The sequence below is a fragment of the Dactylosporangium aurantiacum genome (assembly GCF_000716715.1).
GTDB lineage: Bacteria > Actinomycetota > Actinomycetes > Mycobacteriales > Micromonosporaceae > Dactylosporangium > Dactylosporangium aurantiacum.
Genome location: NZ_JNYJ01000014.1, coordinates 13,286 through 30,266, shown reverse-complemented (window position 1 = coordinate 30,266; position 16,981 = coordinate 13,286). Strand labels below are relative to the sequence as shown.

General features: G+C 75.0%; 14 protein-coding genes and 1 pseudogene. 9 read left to right on the top strand and 6 right to left on the bottom strand.

Features of this window, described 5'->3' with window-relative positions:
* The first annotated feature begins 80 nt into the window (after window positions 1–80).
* From OP18_RS17765 to rph, 3 genes are all read left to right on the top strand, one after another.
* Entirely contained in the window at window positions 81–965 is an 885-nt protein-coding gene (locus OP18_RS17765) for a universal stress protein (RefSeq protein WP_052386891.1), read from the top strand.
* A gap of 83 nt (window positions 966–1,048) precedes the next feature.
* The gene (locus OP18_RS17760; protein WP_033360052.1) at window positions 1,049–1,342 is read left to right on the top strand and encodes a hypothetical protein; all 294 of its coding nucleotides are present in this window, start codon (window positions 1,049–1,051) and stop codon (window positions 1,340–1,342) included.
* Window positions 1,343–1,485: 143 nt separating this feature from the next.
* A complete protein-coding gene (rph, locus tag OP18_RS17755; protein WP_033360051.1) occupies window positions 1,486–4,107 on the top strand; it encodes a rifamycin-inactivating phosphotransferase in 2,622 nt (873 codons plus the stop codon).
* A 198-nt stretch (window positions 4,108–4,305) separates the two neighbouring features.
* On the opposite strand, the gene cydC is transcribed toward rph, so the two are convergent.
* From cydC to OP18_RS17735, 5 genes are all read right to left on the bottom strand, one after another.
* On the bottom strand, window positions 4,306–5,991 hold the full coding sequence (gene cydC, locus OP18_RS17750; RefSeq protein WP_063745535.1) for a thiol reductant ABC exporter subunit CydC: 1,686 nt from the start codon (window positions 5,989–5,991) through the stop codon (window positions 4,306–4,308).
* A 194-nt stretch (window positions 5,992–6,185) separates the two neighbouring features.
* Window positions 6,186–6,500 (bottom strand): hypothetical protein, encoded by a 315-nt coding sequence (locus OP18_RS57255; RefSeq protein ID WP_156089593.1) that lies wholly within the window; start codon window positions 6,498–6,500, stop codon window positions 6,186–6,188.
* A gap of 491 nt (window positions 6,501–6,991) precedes the next feature.
* A complete protein-coding gene (gene cydD / locus OP18_RS51255) occupies window positions 6,992–8,665 on the bottom strand; it encodes a thiol reductant ABC exporter subunit CydD (protein WP_052386890.1) in 1,674 nt (557 codons plus the stop codon).
* The gene (cydB, locus tag OP18_RS17740) at window positions 8,662–9,666 is read right to left on the bottom strand and encodes a cytochrome d ubiquinol oxidase subunit II (protein WP_033360050.1); all 1,005 of its coding nucleotides are present in this window, start codon (window positions 9,664–9,666) and stop codon (window positions 8,662–8,664) included. The genes cydD and cydB overlap by 4 nt, the downstream gene beginning before the upstream one ends.
* A 12-nt stretch (window positions 9,667–9,678) precedes the next feature.
* Window positions 9,679–11,073 (bottom strand): cytochrome ubiquinol oxidase subunit I, encoded by a 1,395-nt coding sequence (locus OP18_RS17735; RefSeq protein WP_033360049.1) that lies wholly within the window; start codon window positions 11,071–11,073, stop codon window positions 9,679–9,681.
* Here OP18_RS17735 and OP18_RS62315 point away from each other — a divergent pair.
* The 6 genes and pseudogenes from OP18_RS62315 to OP18_RS17710 all read left to right on the top strand — a co-directional run.
* A pseudogene (locus tag OP18_RS62315) lies at window positions 11,015–11,584 on the top strand (PAS domain S-box protein); the annotation flags it as partial. The gene OP18_RS17735 and the pseudogene OP18_RS62315 overlap by 59 nt on opposite strands.
* 628 nt (window positions 11,585–12,212) lie before the next feature.
* Complete coding sequence (locus OP18_RS60600; protein ID WP_052386888.1) at window positions 12,213–12,611, top strand: ATP-binding protein; 399 nt, start codon at window positions 12,213–12,215, stop codon at window positions 12,609–12,611.
* A gap of 113 nt (window positions 12,612–12,724) precedes the next feature.
* The gene (locus tag OP18_RS17725; protein WP_052386887.1) at window positions 12,725–13,684 is read left to right on the top strand and encodes an Acg family FMN-binding oxidoreductase; all 960 of its coding nucleotides are present in this window, start codon (window positions 12,725–12,727) and stop codon (window positions 13,682–13,684) included.
* 96 nt (window positions 13,685–13,780) lie between these two features.
* Window positions 13,781–14,206 carry an Hsp20/alpha crystallin family protein gene (locus OP18_RS17720; protein ID WP_211273577.1) on the top strand — a complete coding sequence of 142 codons (426 nt, stop codon included), beginning with the start codon at window positions 13,781–13,783 and terminating at the stop codon, window positions 14,204–14,206.
* 276 nt (window positions 14,207–14,482) lie between these two features.
* A complete protein-coding gene (locus tag OP18_RS17715; RefSeq protein WP_033360048.1) occupies window positions 14,483–14,869 on the top strand; it encodes a PNPOx family protein in 387 nt (128 codons plus the stop codon).
* A gap of 91 nt (window positions 14,870–14,960) precedes the next feature.
* On the top strand, window positions 14,961–15,845 hold the full coding sequence (locus OP18_RS17710) for a universal stress protein (protein ID WP_033360150.1): 885 nt from the start codon (window positions 14,961–14,963) through the stop codon (window positions 15,843–15,845).
* Window positions 15,846–15,848: 3 nt separating this feature from the next.
* Here the strand turns inward: OP18_RS17710 and OP18_RS17705 are convergent, their stop codons facing one another.
* A complete protein-coding gene (locus OP18_RS17705) occupies window positions 15,849–16,853 on the bottom strand; it encodes a zinc-dependent alcohol dehydrogenase family protein (protein ID WP_033360047.1) in 1,005 nt (334 codons plus the stop codon).
* Between the last annotated feature and the right edge of the window lie 128 nt (window positions 16,854–16,981).

Here is a 16,981-nt window from a genome sequence, read left to right as displayed (position 1 = left end):
CGTCCGGACCGATCCAAATTCCTCTATCACCGCGGATGCCGCCGGCAGAAGCTGACGGCGAGCGTACCGAGGAGGAAGCCATGGACAGGACCAGGATCGTCGTCGGGTACGACGGATCCGACGAGTCGCGGCGCGCGGTGGACTGGGCCGCCGACGAGGCCGGACGGACCGGCGCCCCGCTGCAGATCGTGCACACGTACCAGGTCGGCTGGCCCGCGGGCGGCTACTACCGCCCGACCGCCGAGGAGTCCGCGGCGGTCCGGGGACGCGCCGAGCGGCTGGCCGCCGACGCCGCCGACGCCGTCCGCGCCCGGGGCACCGGCATCAACGTCGTCGCGACCGTCGTGCACGCCGCGCCGGCGGCCACGCTGCTCGACATCGCCCACAGCGGCGCCCGGCTGCTGGTCGTCGGCGGCCACGGCGCGGGCGGGGTCGCCGACCTGCTCGCGGGCTCGGTCAGCCAGCAGGTCGCCATGCACGCCCGCGTCCCCGTCGTCGTCGTGCGCGGCCCCGGCGCGCCGGACGGCCCGGTCGTCGCCGGGGTCGACGGTTCACCGGCCACCGGCACCGCGCTCGGCCTCGCCTTCGAGGCCGCCGCCGCGGCCGGCGCGCCGCTCGTCGCGGTGCGGACCTACGTCCCGCCGGCGCCGTCCGTGCTGCCGCTGAGCGCCGTCGAGGCCGACGAGCGCGCGGCGCTGCGGGCGTCGCTGGCCGGCTGGCCGGAGAAGTACCCGTCGGTCGGACTCGAGGCCCGCCTGACCGCCGGTCGCGCGGCGAAGGTGCTCATCGGGTTGTCGCGCACCGCGCGGCTCGTCGTCGTCGGCAGCCGCGGCCACGGCGGTTTCACGGGCCTGCTGCTCGGCTCCGTCGGCCAGCGGCTCGTGCAGCACGCCCAGTGCCCGGTGCTGGTCGCCCACCCGAACCGGGCGTCGACCTTCGGGACCGGCGACGCGTTCAGGTTGTGACCTCCGGCCCTCCCGGCGGCGGGCCTTCGATGCCTACTGTGACAGTCGGAGGCCTGTCGTACGCGGTGGAGAGGGTGAGTCCGATGGTGGCGATCATGCTCGTGGCCACGATCATCGCGACCGTCTACGTCGCGCTGATCGCCATGCACGTCCTGGCGATCCGGGGTGGTGAGCGCCCCGGTGAGCGGTACCGTCCACGGATCGCCAGATGGCTCGCCGCCGGTGACGAACGCCGCCGCGGCCGCGCGGAGACCGCCGCGACGCGCCGCCTGCTGGCCGGCTCGCTGGACCGTGCGTCCTACCGGGCCGCGCTGGCCGCCATGGCGGCGCAGGACGCCGTCGAGCGCCCGGTGGAGATCCCGAAGACGAAGATGTAAACAAAAACGGCAAGGAGTGCTTCTCCCTGCCACTCTTAACATATACCGCACCGGGGGGCTTGCGGCAAGACCCGGGTCCTGACGCAGAATCGTCGGCCGTGGCCACTACCTGCGCGAATGCGTCGACGGACGGGGGACCTGCGGTGTCTGAGCGGTACGTGACGGGCCTGCACGAGGTCGATGAGACGGCGCTCGCGCTCGTCGGCGGCAAGGGCGCGCACCTCGGGGCGCTCTCGCGCGTCGAGGGTGTGCGGGTGCCGCCCGGGTTTTGCGTCACGACGGCGGCGTTCCGGCGGATCATGGCGGCGGCCCCGGTCGGCGACCGGCTCGACCGGCTCGCCGGCCTGGACGCCGACGACCTCGACGGGGTGCGCGAACTCAGCGCGGAGCTGCGCCGGGTCATCGAGGACGTCGCCGTCCCGGACGACCTCGCGGCGGCGGTCACCGGCGCGCTCGCCGCGTACGGCGCGCACGACGCCTTCGCCGTGCGCTCCAGCGCGACCGCCGAGGACCTGCCGACGGCGTCCTTCGCCGGGCAGCAGGACACGTACCTCAACGTCGTCGGTCCGGCCGCGGTCCTGCGGCACGTCAGCCGGTGCTGGGCGTCGCTGTTCACCGAGCGGGCGGTGACGTACCGCCGGCGCAACGGCATCGACCACGGGGCCGTCGACATGGCCGTGGTCGTGCAGCGGATGGTCGAGCCGCAGGCGGCCGGCATCCTGTTCACCGCCGACCCCGTCACCGGCGACCGGACGGTCGCCACCGTGGACGCCGGGTTCGGCCTCGGCGAGGCCCTCGTCTCCGGCCTGGTCAACCCCGACGTGTACGCGGTGCGCCACGGCGCGGTCGTCAGCAGGACGGTCGCCGCCAAGGAACGCGCCGTCGAGGCGCTGCCCGGCGGCGGTACCCGCGAGGTGCCGGTCGACCCGGGGCGGCAGCGGCAGCCGGTGCTCACCGACGAGCAGGTCGTGGCGCTGGTCGCCCTCGGACGACGCATCGAGGCGCACTTCGGCCGCCCGCAGGACATCGAGTGGTGCCTGGACGGCGACGGCTTCCAGGTCGTGCAGAGCCGGCCGATCACCACGCTGTTCCCCGTCCCCGAGACCAGCGACGGGCAGCTGCACGTCTACCTCTCCGTCGGCCACCAGCAGATGATGACCGACGCCATGAAGCCGCTCGGGATCTCCATGTGGCAGCTGACCGCCATGGCGCCGATGCACGAGGCCGGCGGCCGGCTCTTCGTCGAGGTCACCCCGCGGCTCGGCTCCCCCGCCGGCCGCGCCGCCCTGCTGGCCATGATGGGCCGCTCCGACCCGCTGATGCGCGACGCGCTGGAGACCCTCCTGGACCGCGGCGTCGTCGCGTCCGTGCCCGACCAGGAGGGGGCGGGCGCGGTTGGTGGCGCGGGGGGCTCGGCACCGGCCGCGGCCGCCGCCATCGAGAACGACCCGGCGATCGTCACCACGCTCGTCGAGCGCAGCCAGGCGTCCCTCGCCGCGCTGCGCCGCGACATCCAGGGCCGGACCGGTCCCGCGCTGTTCGAGTTCCTGCTGGAGTCCTTCCAGGAGCACAAGCGGGTCCTCAGCGACCCGCTGAGCTTCCAGGCGATCATGGCCGGGATGGAGGCCACCTGGTGGCTCAACGACACGCTGCGGGAGTGGCTGGGCGAGAAGAACGCCGCCGACACCCTCACGCTGTCCGCCCCGGGCAACATCACCTCGGAGATGGGGCTGGCGCTGCTCGACGTCGCCGACGCCATCCGGCCCCATCCGGAGGTGGTCGCGTACCTGCGCCGCGGACCGGGTGAGGGTGTCGGCGACGACTTCCTCGACGGCCTGGCCAAGCTCGCCGGCGGGGCCGAGGCCCGCGACGCCGTCGAGGCCTACCTCGACCGGTACGGCATGCGCTGCGCCGGCGAGATCGACATCACCCGCCCCCGCTGGGTCGAACGACCGTCCACACTGGTGCCCGCGATCCTGGACAACGTCAGGAACTTCGAGCCCGGCGCCGCCCGCCGCCGCTTCGACCAGGGCCGGCAGGCCGCGCTGCGCAAGGAGCGGGACATCCTGGCGCGCCTGCGCGCCCTGCCCGACGGCGAGCGCAAGGCCGCCGAGACCAAGCGGATGATCGACCGGGTCCGCATCTTCATCGGGTACCGCGAGTACCCGAAGTACAACATCGTCAGCCGGTACCTCGTCTACCGGCAGGCCCTCCTGGCGGAGGCCGAGCGCCTCGCCCACGCCGGCGTGCTCGCCGCCCCGCACGACGCCTACTACCTCACGTTCCAGGAGCTCCACGAGGCCGCCCGCACCCACCACGCCGACGCGGGGCTGATCCGGCGGCGCCGGGACGCGTACCGCTCGTTCCGCGCGCTCACCCCGCCGCGGGTGCTCACCTCCGACGGCGAGGCACTGTCCGGCGCGTACCGCCGCGACGACGTGCCGCCCGGCGCGCTGACCGGCCTGCCGGTGTCCGCCGGGACCGTCGAGGGCAGGGCCCGCGTCGTGCTCGACATCGCCCACGCCGAGCTTTCCGCCGGTGACATCCTCGTCACCGTCCACACCGACCCGAGCTGGTCCCCGGTCTTCGTCGGCATCGCGGGCCTCGTCACGGAGGTCGGCGGCCTGATGACCCATGGCGCCGTGATCGCCCGCGAGTACGGCCTCCCCGCCGTCGTCGGCGTCGAGCACGCGACCAGCCGCATCCGCGACGGCCAGCGCATCCGCGTCCACGGCACCGACGGGTACGTCGAGCTGCTGTCATGACAGCACGGCCTGCCGCGGTCGGCCGCCCGGGCGACGGCGCCTCACCGGCCAGGTGCCCCGGTGGCAGACCCGCATCATGACGCAGCCGGTGGTCGAGCACTTCCACGTCGTCGCGGACGGCCCTGCGCGGCGGGTCCACCCGCGGGTCGTTCTCCCCACGCCTCGGCGGTCATCATCCTGACGGTGCGGCGCCGGCGCTCAGACGGTCACCGCGGCCGTCTTCCGGGCCGGCGGGGCCTCGAACGAGCGCGGCTGCAGGGTGACGACCTCGTCGACGGCGGTCAGGACGTCGGTGCGGTGGGTGATGAGCAGGACGGTGCGGGCGCCGGCGGCGGTGAGCAGGTCGCGGATCAGGTCGGTGGCGGTGGCGTCGTCGAGGTGTTCGGTGGGCTCGTCCAGGACGAGGACCGGGAAGTCCGCGAGGAGCGCGCGGGCCAGGGCGAGCCGGCGGCGCTGGCCGCCCGACAGGGCGACGCCGTGCTCGCCGACGGGGGTGGCGAGACCAGCGGGCAGCGTGCGCACCCAGTCCAGCAGGCGCGCGGCGGCCAGGGCGGTCTCCAGTTCGGCCGTCGTCGCGTCGGTACGGCCGATGCGCAGGTTCGCCTCGATCGTGCTGTCGAACAGGTACGCGTCGTCGCCGAGGTAGCCCACGACGGTGCGCAGGTCGTCGCCGCGCAGGGCACGCACGTCGACGTCGTTGAGGGTCACCCGGCCGGCGGTCGGGTCGAGCCAGCGCACCAGCAGCGCGGCGACGGTGCTCTTGCCGGCGCCGCTCGGGCCGACGAGCGCGACGCGGCGACCGGGCGGCAGGGTGAGGCTGAAGTCCCGCAGGACCGGCTGCCCCGGGACCCACCCGGCGGACACCGCCTCGAGGCGCAGCAGCGGCGGGCCGGCCGGCAGCGGCGCCGGTGCGGCGGGCTCGGGCGCCGGGTCGGCGGCGGCGGCGATCTCGGCGAGCCGGCCGAGGGCCGCGCGGGCCGCCGCGAGGCGCTGGGCGGCCGCGGGGATCGCGCCGACGGTCTCGAAGACGGCGAGCGGGGTCAGGACGACGACGGCGAGCAGCTCGCCCGGCAGGGTGCCGGCCCGCACCGCGACGGCACCGGCGGCGAGGCCGGCCAGCACCGCGAGGCCGGTGCACAGCGCGGTCACCGCGGCGGACACGCCGGTGGTGGCGCTGGAGCGGCGGGCGGCGGCGAGCAGCTGCCGGTCGGTGCGGTCCAGCGCGGCGAGCGCGTCGTCGACGGCGCCGTACGCGATGAGGTCCGGCAGGCCGTGGGCCAGGTCGACGGTGCCGGCGGCGAGGGCGCCGCGCAACGGTGCGAGCCGCGCGTCGGTGCGGCGCGCCGCGGCGGCCTGCAGCACCGGCACGCCGACTGCGACGACGAGCAGGCCGGCGGCGAGGGCGGCACCGGCGACGGGCAGCAGCCCGCCGACGAGGGCGACGGTAGCGGCGCCGGTGACCGCGGCGACCACGATCGGCAGCAGCACCCGCACGATGACGTCGAGCACGGACTCCACGTCGTCGACGAGGCGGGCGACGAGGTCCCCGCGGCGGAACGCGCCGAGCCCCGCGGGCGCGAGCCGCTCCAGCCGCCGGTACGTGCGCACCCGCAACGCCCCCAGCACCCGGAACGCGGCGTCGTGCCCGGTGAGCCGCTCGACGTAGCGCAGCACGCCCCGGCCCAGCCCGAACGCCCGCACGGCGACGATGGCGACCATGAGGTGCAGCACCGGCGGGTGTTGCGCGGCCCGCGAGATGAGCCACGCCGACGTCGCCATCAACCCGACCCCGGCCCCCGCCGCACCGACCCCGGCGATGACCGCGACGGCCAGCTGCCCGGCCGCCGGCCGGCACAGCCGAACCACCGCCCCGACCGCGCTCACGCCGCCACCTCCTCGACGCTCCGACCCACCTACACCGTCACCGCCCCGACGCTCCGACCCGCCCACACCGTCACCGCCCCGACGCTCCGACCCGCGCATACCGTCGCCCCGACGCTCCGAACCGCTCACGCTGTCACCGCCCGGACGCTCCGACCCGCGCATACCGCCACCTCCGCCACGACGCCCCGATCCGCTCATGCCGCCACCGCCACGGCGCTTCGCCGCTCCCGTCGCCGCTCTGGAACCGCTCGACCGCCGAAGGTCCCACGTGCCGGCCGATGAGCTCCCGCCGCAACGGCGCGACCCCCGCCACCGACCGGCGACCCGGCAGGAACCGGCACCACGCCACCAACCGACACCGCGAGACCAACCGACACCCCGACACCGAACGGCACGAAACCACATGGGGCGACACCGAACGGCGCAACATCGAACGGCACGACACCGAACGGCACGACACCGAACGGCGCCTCGACACCGAACGGCACTGCGGCGTGGATGCCGGTCACGACGGGACCTTCGGCGGGACGCCGTCGGGCGGAGGCGCGGCGGGCACGACCGGGCGCGGCGAACAGCACCGGGCACCGGCCGAGCCCCGCGCGGTCGGCGGAGGTGACAGGCATGTGCGGCCGGCGGCCGCGACGGGAACCCGACGGCGAACGGTCACCGCAACGCCCCAGCTCCGAGCACCGACGCGCCTCATACCAAGAGCCCGCCTCACAAGCACCGGCTCGGCGAGCACCATGAACCACTGCCTGCCTCGCACGACCCGCCCGCCTCGCCGCACCGGCCCGGCAAGCACCCCGAGGCCGGCTGGTGACGATCGCCCGCCTCACATCATCGGCCCAGCAGACACCAACCGTCCCCGGGACGGCAGCGGCCCGGCACGCGACGCGGGCGCGGGACGCCGCGGACGACCCGGGGCGCGGGACGCCGCGGACGACCCGGGGCGCGGCGCAGGCCCCGCCGACGGCACGGCCCCGGATCGCGACAACGCCGGTCATGCCGCCGCCTCCGCAGCAGCGGCGACGGCCGCCGTCACCAGGTCGGGCACGGCACCGACCAGGATCGTGCGGTCGGCGAGGGCGACCAGCGTCGCCCGGTGGGCGGTCATGACGACCGTCCGGCCGGCGGCGTGGGCGCGGATCGCGGCCAGGATGCCGGCCTCGGTGTCGGCGTCGAGGTTGGCGGTCGGCTCGTCGAGCAGGACCAGCGGCGCGTCGCGGAGGAACACGCGGGCGAGCGCGACCCGTTGCCGCTGGCCGGCGGACAGGCCGGCGCCGTCGTCGCCGAGCTCGGTGGCCAGGCCGGCCGGGAGCGCGTCGATGAAGTCGAGGGCGCCGGCCTGCTCGGCGGCGCGGCGCACCGCGGTGTCGGTGGCACCGGGGGCGCCGAGGCGGATGTTGTCGGCGATGGTGCCGGCGCTCAGCCAGGGGCGCTGCGGCAGCCACGCGACCCGGCGGCACCAGGCGTCCGGGGACACGCCGGCGAGGTCGTGGCCGCCGACGGTGACCCGGCCGGTGGTCGGTGCGGTGAGGCCGAGCAGCACCGCCAGGGCGGTGGACTTGCCGCAGCCGCTGGGGCCGGTCAGGGCGACGAGCTCCCCCGGGCGGATCTCGGCGGTGAGCGGCGGCAGCGACGCCTCGGCGCGCCCGTCGTGGCGCACGGTGACGCCCTCGAACCGGATGACGCCGGACGGCGCGGGGGCCGCCCCGCGCGGCGGAACCGGCGTGTCGAGCATCCGGAACACCTCGGTGGCGGCGGCGAGCCCTTCGGCGCTGGCGTGGTAGTTGGCGCCGACCTGGCGCAGCGGCAGGTACGCCTCCGGGGCGAGGATCAGCACCAGCAGCGCGGTGGCGAGGCCCAGGCCGCCGTCGACGAGACGCAGCCCGATGCCGACCGCGACGAGCGCGACCGACAGGGTCGCGAGCAGCTCCAGCACGAGCGAGGACAGGAACGCGACCCGCAGGGTGCGCATGGTGACGGTGCGCTGCTCGGCGCTGATCCGCGCGATGATCCCGGCCTGCCGGCGGGCGCGGCCGAAGACCCGCAGGGTCGGCAGCCCGGCGACGACGTCGAGGAAGTGGTGCGACAGGCGGGCCAGCAGCCGGAACTGGCGCCGGTTCGCCGACTCCGTGTGCAGGCCGACGAGCGCCATGAACACGGGGATGAGCGGCAGCGTGAGCGCGACCGTGCCGGCCGCGACGAGGTCGACCGGGGCGATGCGGGCCAGCACGATGACCGGGACCAGCGCGGCGAGCACCAGCTGTGGCAGGTACCGCGCGAAATACGCGTCGAGCGCGTCGAGCCCGCGGGTGGCGAGGGTGGCGACCTTGCCGCTGTCGCCGGCCGCGCCCGGTCCGAGGGCGGCGACGTGGGCGAGCAGCCGGGAGCGCAGCTGGTGCTTGACGGCGGCGGAGGACCGGGCGGCGACGACCTCCTGCGCCCAGGCGACCGCGGCCCGCAGCGCGACGACGGCGGCGAGCCAGGCCAGCGTCGGCGCGATGCGGTGCACGTCTGCGCCGTGCAGGTAGACCGCGGTGATGCCGTCGGCGAGCAGGGTCGCCTGGGCCACGACGAGGGCGGCGAGGGCGACGCCGAGGGCGACGGACAGCACCAGGTAGGTGCGGGTCGCCCTCGCGTGCCGCAGCAGCCGCGGGTCGAGCGGCTTCACGGGTGGCTCACCGGGATGTGCTCGACCCGCAGCCGCCGCCGGAAGACCCAGTAGGTCCAGGACTGGTAGCCCAGCACGATCGGGGTGAAGCAGACCGCGACCCAGGTCATGACCTTCAGCGTGTACGGCGTGGACGCCGCGTTGGTGACGGTCAGGCTCTCGCCGCCGGTGAGGGTGGTCGGCATGACGTCGGGGAACAGGGTGACGAACAGCGCGGCGACGGCGAGGACGAGGGTCGCGCCGGTCGCCACGAAGGCCCAGCCCTCGCGGCGGGCCCGGGCGGCGAGGACCGCGCCGACCAGCGCCGCGGCGGCGGCCGCGGACAGCGCCCAGCCCCACGCGTCGTCGTGGCGCAGCTGGGTCCACAGCAGGAACCCGGCGGCGAGCGCCACGGCGGGCAGGCTGAGCCGCACCGCCAGCCGCCCGGCCCGCTCCCGCACGTCACCGTCGGTCTTCAGTGCCAGGAACACCGCGCCGTGCAGCGCGAACAGCGACAGCGTGGTGAGCCCGCCGACCAGCGCGTAGGGGTTGAGCAGCGTGAAGAAGGAGCCGACGTACTCGTGCTGGGCGTTGATCGGCACGCCGCGCACGATGTTGCCGAAGGCGACGCCCCACAGCAGCGCCGGGACGAAGCTGCCGGCGATGATGCACAGGTCCCAGCGGGCCCTCCACTGTGGACTGTCGACCTTGCCGCGGTACTCGAACGCGAGGCCCCGCACGATCAGCGCCACGAGGATGAGCAGCAGCGGCAGGTAGAAGCCGGAGAACAGGGTCGCATACCACTCGGGGAACGCGGCGAACGTCGCGCCGCCGGCGACGAGCAGCCAGACCTCGTTGCCGTCCCAGACCGGGCCGATGGTGTTGATGAGCAGGCGCCGCTCCCGCTCGTCGCGGGCCAGCACCGGCAGCAGCATACCGACGCCGAAGTCGAAGCCCTCCAGGAGGAAGTAGCCGGCCCAGAGCACGGCGATGAGCGCGAACCAGACGGTGGTGAGTTCCATGTCGACGTCCCTTTAGTACGCGAAGGTCAGCGGACGGTCTTCGTCATCCTCGTCGTGAGGTACGACAATTTCGGGTGCTCCGGCCCGGGCGTACCGCAGCATGAGCATCAGCTCGATGACGGCGAGCGCGCCGTACAGCAGCGTCAGGACGACGAGCGAGGTAGCGACGGTGCCGGCGCCCACCGTCGGGGACACGCTCTGCGAGGTCTTGAAGACGCCGAAGACGGTCCACGGCTGGCGGCCGACCTCGGTGAAGATCCAGCCGAAGGAGTTGGCCAGCAGCGGCATGGCGACGGTGGCGACGGCGGCGATCCACAGCCAGCGCCCGCCGGGCAGCCGGCCCTTGCGGGTGCGCCACAGCGCGAGCGCCGCGACGGCCATGGCGAGCGCGCCGAACCCGATCATCAGGCGGAACGACCAGTACGTGACGGGCACGTACGGCACATAGTCGCCTTCGCCGTAGCGGTCGGCGTACAGCCGCTGCAGGTCGTTGATGCCCTCGACCTGCCCGTCGGGGCTGCCGGTGGCCATGAAGGACAGCAGCGACGGGATGCGGACGCTGGCGACCTCCTCGCGGCCGTCCAGCGAGCCGATGGTGAAGATCGAGAAGGAGGCGGGCTGTGAGGTCTCGTACAGTGCCTCGGCGGCCGCCATCTTCATCGGCTGCTGCTCGGTCATGACGCGGGCCTGCAGGTCGCCGGTGACGAGCACGCCGACACCGGCGGCGAGCACCACCCACGCGCCGAGCCGCAGGCCCGGCCGGAACACCTCGGTCTGGTTGCCGCGGCGCAGGTGCCAGGCGCTGACGGCGAGCATGAGCGCGCCGGCGGTGAGGAAGCACGCGGTGATCGTGTGCGGGAAGGTCACCAGCGTCGTGGAGTTGGTGAGCACCGCGCCGATGTCGGTGAGCTCGGCGCGGCCGCGTTCGGCGTTGACGGTGTACCCGACGGGGTGCTGCATCCAGGAGTTCGCGGCGAGGATGAAGTACGCCGACAGCATGGTCCCGATCGACGCGAGCCAGATCGTGGCGAGGTGGACCCGTCTGGGCAGCCGATCCCAGCCGAAGATCCACAGTCCGAGGAACGTCGACTCCAGGAAGAACGCGAGCAGGCCCTCGATCGCCAGGGGCGCGCCGAAGATGTCGCCCACGAAGCGGGAGTAGGCGCTCCAGTTCATGCCGAACTGGAACTCCTGCACGATGCCGGTGACGACGCCCATCGCGAAGTTGATCAGGAACAGCTTGCCCCAGAACTTCGTCGCCCGCAGGTACTCGGGGCGCCCGGTGCGCACCCAGGCGGTCTGCAGCCCCGCCACGAGCGCCGACAGGCCGATCGTGATCGGCACGAAGATGAAGTGGTACACGGTGACAATCGCGAACTGCCACCGGGCGAGATCGAGCGCGTCCATGGACCTGATCCTTCGGACGCGCCGGGAGCGGCGGCAGGGCCGAACGGCACGTCCCGACGGGACCGTAGGACCCGCCCGCACCACACCGCGACCCGAATCCGCCCGAGTAAATATGTCGGATTTTTTCGGATTGTCACGGGAAAATGTCCTGGTCATCTTCTGCACGGTGGATGAGGCGATCGACATGCGCACCGAACCGGACGTCGACGCGGCCGGGCTGCTGGAGGCGACCCCGGACGCGATCGTCGCGGTGACGGCGGCCGGCCTGATCGCCCTGGTCAACGCGCAGGTCGAGCGACTGTTCGGGTACCGGCGCGAAGAACTGCTCGGCGAGCCGGTCGAGATCCTCGTGCCCGACCCGGCCCGCGGCGTGCACCCGGCGCACCGGGACGCGTACTTCCGCCAGCCGCAGCCCCGGCCGATGGGTGCCGGGACGCGGCTGGCGGCGCGGCGCAAGGACGGCAGCGAGTTCCCCGCCGAGATCAGCCTGTCGGCGCTGGACACCGAGGACGGCCCGATGGTGTCCGCCGCCATCCGCGACGTCACCGACCGGCTGGAGGCTCAGGCCGAACGGGAGCGGCTCAAGGCCGCCGCCGAACGCGAGCGGCTCGAGGCGCAGCTGCACCAGTCGCAACGGCTGGAGAGCCTCGGCCGGCTCGCCGGCGGCGTCGCCCACGACTTCGACAACCTCCTCGCGGTGATGCTCAACTACACGACGTTCGTCGCCGAGGAGATCGACGCCGCCGCCGCGCGGGAAGGCGGGCCCTGGGCACAGGTCAGCCGGGACCTCCAGCAGGTGCAGCGGGCCGGCCAGCGGGCCACCGAGCTGACCCACCAGCTCCTCGCGTTCGGCCGGCGCGAGGTCGTGCGTCCCCAGGTGCTCGACCTCAACACGGTCGTCGCGGAGGTGGAGAGCCTGCTGCAACGCACCCTCGGCGAGCACATCCAGCCGCACACCACCCGCACGCCCGGGCTGTGGCCGGTCCTGGCCGACCCGGGCCAGCTCGAACAGGTCCTGGTGAACCTGGCCGTCAACGCCCGCGACGCGATGCCCGACGGCGGCACCCTCAGCATCGACACCACCAACGTCAGCGTCGACGGCGCCGCGCAACGCCCGGACCTGCCCCGCCGGCCGGTACGTGAAGCTGCGCGTCGGCGACACCGGCACCGGCATCCCGCCGGAGATCGCCGAACGTGTCTTCGAACCGTTCTTCACCACCAAGCCCAAGGGCAAGGGCACCGGGCTCGGGCTGGCCACCGTGTACGGCATCATCACCCAGACCGGCGGTACCGCCGAGATCCAGTCCAGCCCCGGCGCGGGCACCGCGTTCAGCGCGTACCTGCCCGCCACCGGCAAGGAGCTCTCGGCGAAGTTCTGCGAGCGGTACCCCGGTGTCCGCGTGCTGTACATGTCCGGCTACGCCCAGCCGGTGCTCGCCTCCCAGGGCACGCTCGACCCGGGCGTGATCCTGGTGGAGAAGCCGTTCTCCGAGGACGTCCTGCTCGACCGGGTCCGCGCCGCGCTCGACGGGCCCTGACCGGCGGGACCTCCGGCACCCCGCCACGAGACCAACGCCACTTCCCCGCCCGGCCGGCGGCGGCGAGGCTGGCAGCCGGGGCAGGACCCGCGACACGGTGGAGATGACCGGCCATGGCACTGCGAGCGGACGATGGGACGACCGGCGGCTGGCTCGACGCGGCGGTCGCCGCGCCGTCGGTGCACAACACGCAGCCGTGGCGGTTCAGCGTCCACGACGGCGGGATCGACGTGCGCGCCGACCCGGCCCGCCGGCTGCGGGTCATCGACCGCGACCACCGCTCGATGCTGCTGAGCGTGGGCGCCGCCGTGTTCAACCTGCGCCTGGCCATCGCCCTGGACGGCCGGCTGCCGGTGCTGCGGCCGTTCCCCGCCGACGGCGTCACCGTCGCCAGGATCGAGCCCGGCCGCCCCGGCCGCCCCGGCCCGGGACTGCGCGCCCTCGGCGGCGCCGTGTTCCGGCGGCACACCAACCGCGGACCGTACGCGCGGGCCGTCGTGCCGGCCCGCGTCCTCGACGAGCTGCGCGCGGCGGCGGCCGCGGAAGGCGCCGAGCTGACCGCGCTGGACCGGGTGCGCCGCGACGCGCTGCTGGCGCTCATGATCACCGCCGACGCGGCGCAGCGCGGCGACCCGGCGTACCGGCGGGAGCTCGCGACCTGGACGGCCGCCGACCCGACCCGCCGCGACGGCATCCCGCCGGCGCTGTTCGGGCCCCGGGACGCGGCGGGCCGGCTGCCGCTGCGGGACTTCGACCCGGGACCGGCCGCCCCCGGCCGCCCCGCCGTCGCCTTCGAGCCGCACCCGCAGCTGGTGGTGCTCAGCAGCCGCAGCGACGCGCGGGCCGCCCGGGTCCGGGCCGGGCAGGCGATGCAACGGGTCCTGCTCACCGCCACGGTGCGGGGTCTGGCCGTGCAACCGATGACCCAGGTGCTGGAGCTGCCGCGGCTGCGCCGGGTGGTGGCCGACCCCGCCGACCCGTGGTTCCCGCAGATGATCCTGCGCATCGGCTACGCCCTGCCGGCCCCGCCCTCCCCCCGCCGCGCCTGGTCCGAGGTGCTCACCACCCACTGAGATCCGGGCCCTTCGATACGGGTCGGCCGGGACCTACGCCCCGCGTGCCGCGCGGGCCGGGGTGCTGAGCTGGACCCGGGAAGAAGGAGGAGCATCATGCTGGCCACCAGACTGCGCACCGCCCCACTCATGTCGTTCGACCTGAACGGGCCGTCCTGGTTCCCGTTCACGGAGCCGGCGATCCGCATCGAGGACGACCTCGACGAGGACCGGTACACGGTGCGGGCCGAGCTGCCCGGCGTCGACCCGGCCAAGGACGTCGACATCGCCTACGCCGACGGCGTCCTGCGGCTGAGCGTCACCCGCGCCGAGACCCAGCGGGACAAGGGACACTCCGAGTTTCGCTACGGCACGTTCCACCGCACCGTCCAGCTGCCGCCCGGCGCCAAGGACGAGACGCTGTCGGCGGTGTACCGCGACGGCATCCTCGAGGTCACCGTCGCCGTCGGCGAGCCGCGCCAGACCGGGCGGCACATCCCGGTCACCGTGGAGACCGTCAAGCCGGTCAGGAAGACCGGCTGAACCGGACCGGCCTCCGGGGGCGCACGGCCCCCGGAGGCGGGACCTTCTCCCCTGCCGTCTCCCGGCGGCGGCGGGAAAGGTCGCAGGTGCGACACCCGCCGAGCGGCGCGGGGGTCCCGGCGAGCGGAACATACGGACGGCGGGTCGGGCCGTCAGGTTCGCCATCACCAAGATGGTCACCGCACCGGGATGCCCCCGCCGCGGCGGGTGTCGTGCATGCCGCCCCCATCCCACCCGGCACCCGGCGGCGGCCCCGCCCCCTTGGGAGTGATCGACATGACGCACCAGCGCGGCAACCGGACCGTACTGCGCCTGCTGGCCTCGCCCGCGCACGCCCTGCTCAGCGGGCGCGTCTGCGAGCTGGCCTACACGGGTGCCGTCACCGGCGCCCGGCACGCACTGCCGGTCCAGTACGCGCAGGACCGCGACCGGGTCGTCGTCATGGCCGGGCGCGCCGCCACGAAACGCTGGTGGCGCAACTTCACCGGCGTCGGGCGCGGCGCCACGGTGACGATCCGCCGGCACCCGTACGACGCCCACGCCGTGGCTCTGGCCCCGGGCGACCCCGGCTACGACGACGCGCTGACCGTCTACCGCCGCCGCCAGCCGGCCCCGCGGGACGCGGACCACCGGCTGGTGGCGATCCGGCTGCTGGGCGGCTGAACCGCCGCGCCGGCCGGGCGTTCGCCGATCGCGGCCCGCCGCAGGACGCTGGAGGCGTCGGGACCGCGCAAGCGTGAACGGAGGCCGGGCCATGCAGCAGCAGTCCGAGGTCGTCGTCGGGGTCGACGGCTCATCCGAGAGCATCGCCGCGGTGGAGTGGGCCGCCCTGGACGCCGCCCGCCGGCAACGCGGGCTGCACCTCATCCACGCGTACGCGTGGCCGGTCGTCCACCCGCCGCTCGGCGCCCAGCCGACGGCGGCGCTGCGCAAGGCCGTGCGCAAGGCGGCCGACCGCATCCTGCGCGCCGCGGTGGCGCGGGCCGCGGCGGTCGCGGCCGGCGTGCCGGTCACCACCGCCACGGCGCTGGAGCCGGCCGCGACGGCGCTGGTGAAGGCGTCGCAGCGGGCCGACGTCGTCGTGGTGGGCAGCCGCGGGCTCGGAGGGTTCAGCGGCCTGCTGCTCGGCTCCGTCGGTGTGCAGCTGGCCGCGCACGCCGCCTGCCCGGTCGTGGTGATCCGGTCGGCCGCCGGCGACGACGACGCCGGCCCGGAGGCAGGGCACGTCATCGTCGGTGTCGACGGCTCGCACAACGCCGACCGCGCCATGCGGTTCGCGCTGGAGCAGGCGTCGTTCCGCGGTGCCGGGCTGACCGCCGTCCACACGTACGTGTGGCCGGACACCACCGGACCGGGCGACATGCTGCCACTCGTCTACGACCGCGCCGACCTGCGTGACGACGAGCGGCGGGCGCTCGCGGAGTCCGTCGCCGGCTGGGCCGACAAGTTCCCCGACGTCGAGGTGCGCCAGTCGACGGTCCGCGGTGGCGCCGCCGCGGTACTCACCCGCCTGTCGCGGGGGGCCGAGCTGATGGTCGTCGGCTCGCGGGGGCGGGGCGGCTTCACCGGGCTGCTGCTGGGCTCGGTCAGCCAGGCCCTGATCCACCACGCCGGGTGCCCCGTCGCGGTGGTGCGCTGAGGGTCAGCGCTGCGGCGTCAGCACGGCGGCGCCCTGCACCCGGTCCGCGGCGAGGTCCGCCAGCGCGCGGTCCGCCGCGGACAGCGGATACGGCGAGACGGTCACCCGCAGCGGGTGCTCCTGCGCGAAGGCCAGGAAGTCCCGCCCGTCCTCGCGGGTGTTGGCCGTGACGCTGCGCAGGGAACGCTCCTGGAACAGGTGCTCGGCGTACCGCAGCACCGGGATGTCGGTCAGGTGGATGCCGGCGACGGCGAGCGTGCCGCCCCGGTCGAGCGCGGCGAGCGCGACCGGCACCAGCTCGCCCACGGGCGCGAACAGGATCGCCGCGTCCAGCGGCTCCGGCGGCGCGGCCGTCGCGTCACCCGCCGACGCGGCGCCCAGGTCCAGCGCCAGCCGCTGGGCCCGCGCCGAGCGGGTCAGCACGTGCACCGTGGCGCCCTGCGCGATCGCCACCTGGGCCGCCAGGTGCGCGGACGCGCCGAAGCCGTACAGGCCCAGCCGGCCGCCCGGCGGCACGTCCGCGCGGCGCAGCGCCCGGTAGCCGATGATCCCGGCGCACAGCAGCGGGGCGGCGTGCGCGTCGTCGTACCGTGGCGGGAGGCGGTACACGTACGACGCCGGCGCGACGCAGTACCCGGCGAACCCCCCGTCGGCGTGCCACCCGGTGTACTCCGAGAACGGGCAGAGGTTCTCCGCGCCGCGCCGGCAGTAGCGGCAGGTGGCGCAGGTGTGCCGCAGCCACGCCACCCCGACCCGCTCCCCTACCCGCAGGTCCCCGGTGTCCGGCCCCAGCCGCTCGACCTCGCCCACCACCTCGTGCCCGGGCACGACACCCCACCGGCGCGGCGGCAGGTCACCCTCGGCGAGGTGAAGGTCGGTGCGGCAGACCGCGCAGGCGCGCACCTCGAGCAGCACCTCGCCCGGCCCCGGCTCCGGTACCGGCAGCGACGCCATCCGCAGCGGCCCGGTGCCGATCGGGCCCGGCCGCTCGACGCGCCAGGCGTTCATCGCTCGCATCGGGGGGTTCTGCCCGTCACGACCGGCCCTATGCGCCGCCGTGGCACCGGACCGGGGCCGGCCGCGACTCGGGACCTTGGTCCCGGGCGCGGCCGGGCTTGCGGCCTTACCACCGGCAC

What these genes read in the sequence shown, in the direction of transcription:
- OP18_RS17725 (WP_052386887.1), top strand. Translation starts at nt 12,725, where the DNA reads ATGGCACTGCGAGCGGACGATGGGACGACCGGCGGCTGGCTCGACGCG.
- OP18_RS17720 (WP_211273577.1), top strand. Translation starts at nt 13,781, where the DNA reads ATGCTGGCCACCAGACTGCGCACCGCCCCACTCATGTCGTTCGACCTG.
- OP18_RS17760 (WP_033360052.1), top strand. Translation starts at nt 1,049, where the DNA reads ATGGTGGCGATCATGCTCGTGGCCACGATCATCGCGACCGTCTACGTC.
- OP18_RS17715 (WP_033360048.1), top strand. Translation starts at nt 14,483, where the DNA reads ATGACGCACCAGCGCGGCAACCGGACCGTACTGCGCCTGCTGGCCTCG.
- cydB (WP_033360050.1), bottom strand. Translation starts at nt 9,666, where the DNA reads ATGGAACTCACCACCGTCTGGTTCGCGCTCATCGCCGTGCTCTGGGCC.
- OP18_RS17710 (WP_033360150.1), top strand. Translation starts at nt 14,961, where the DNA reads ATGCAGCAGCAGTCCGAGGTCGTCGTCGGGGTCGACGGCTCATCCGAG.
- OP18_RS17765 (WP_052386891.1), top strand. Translation starts at nt 81, where the DNA reads ATGGACAGGACCAGGATCGTCGTCGGGTACGACGGATCCGACGAGTCG.
- OP18_RS17735 (WP_033360049.1), bottom strand. Translation starts at nt 11,073, where the DNA reads ATGGACGCGCTCGATCTCGCCCGGTGGCAGTTCGCGATTGTCACCGTG.
- OP18_RS17705 (WP_033360047.1), bottom strand. Translation starts at nt 16,853, where the DNA reads ATGAACGCCTGGCGCGTCGAGCGGCCGGGCCCGATCGGCACCGGGCCG.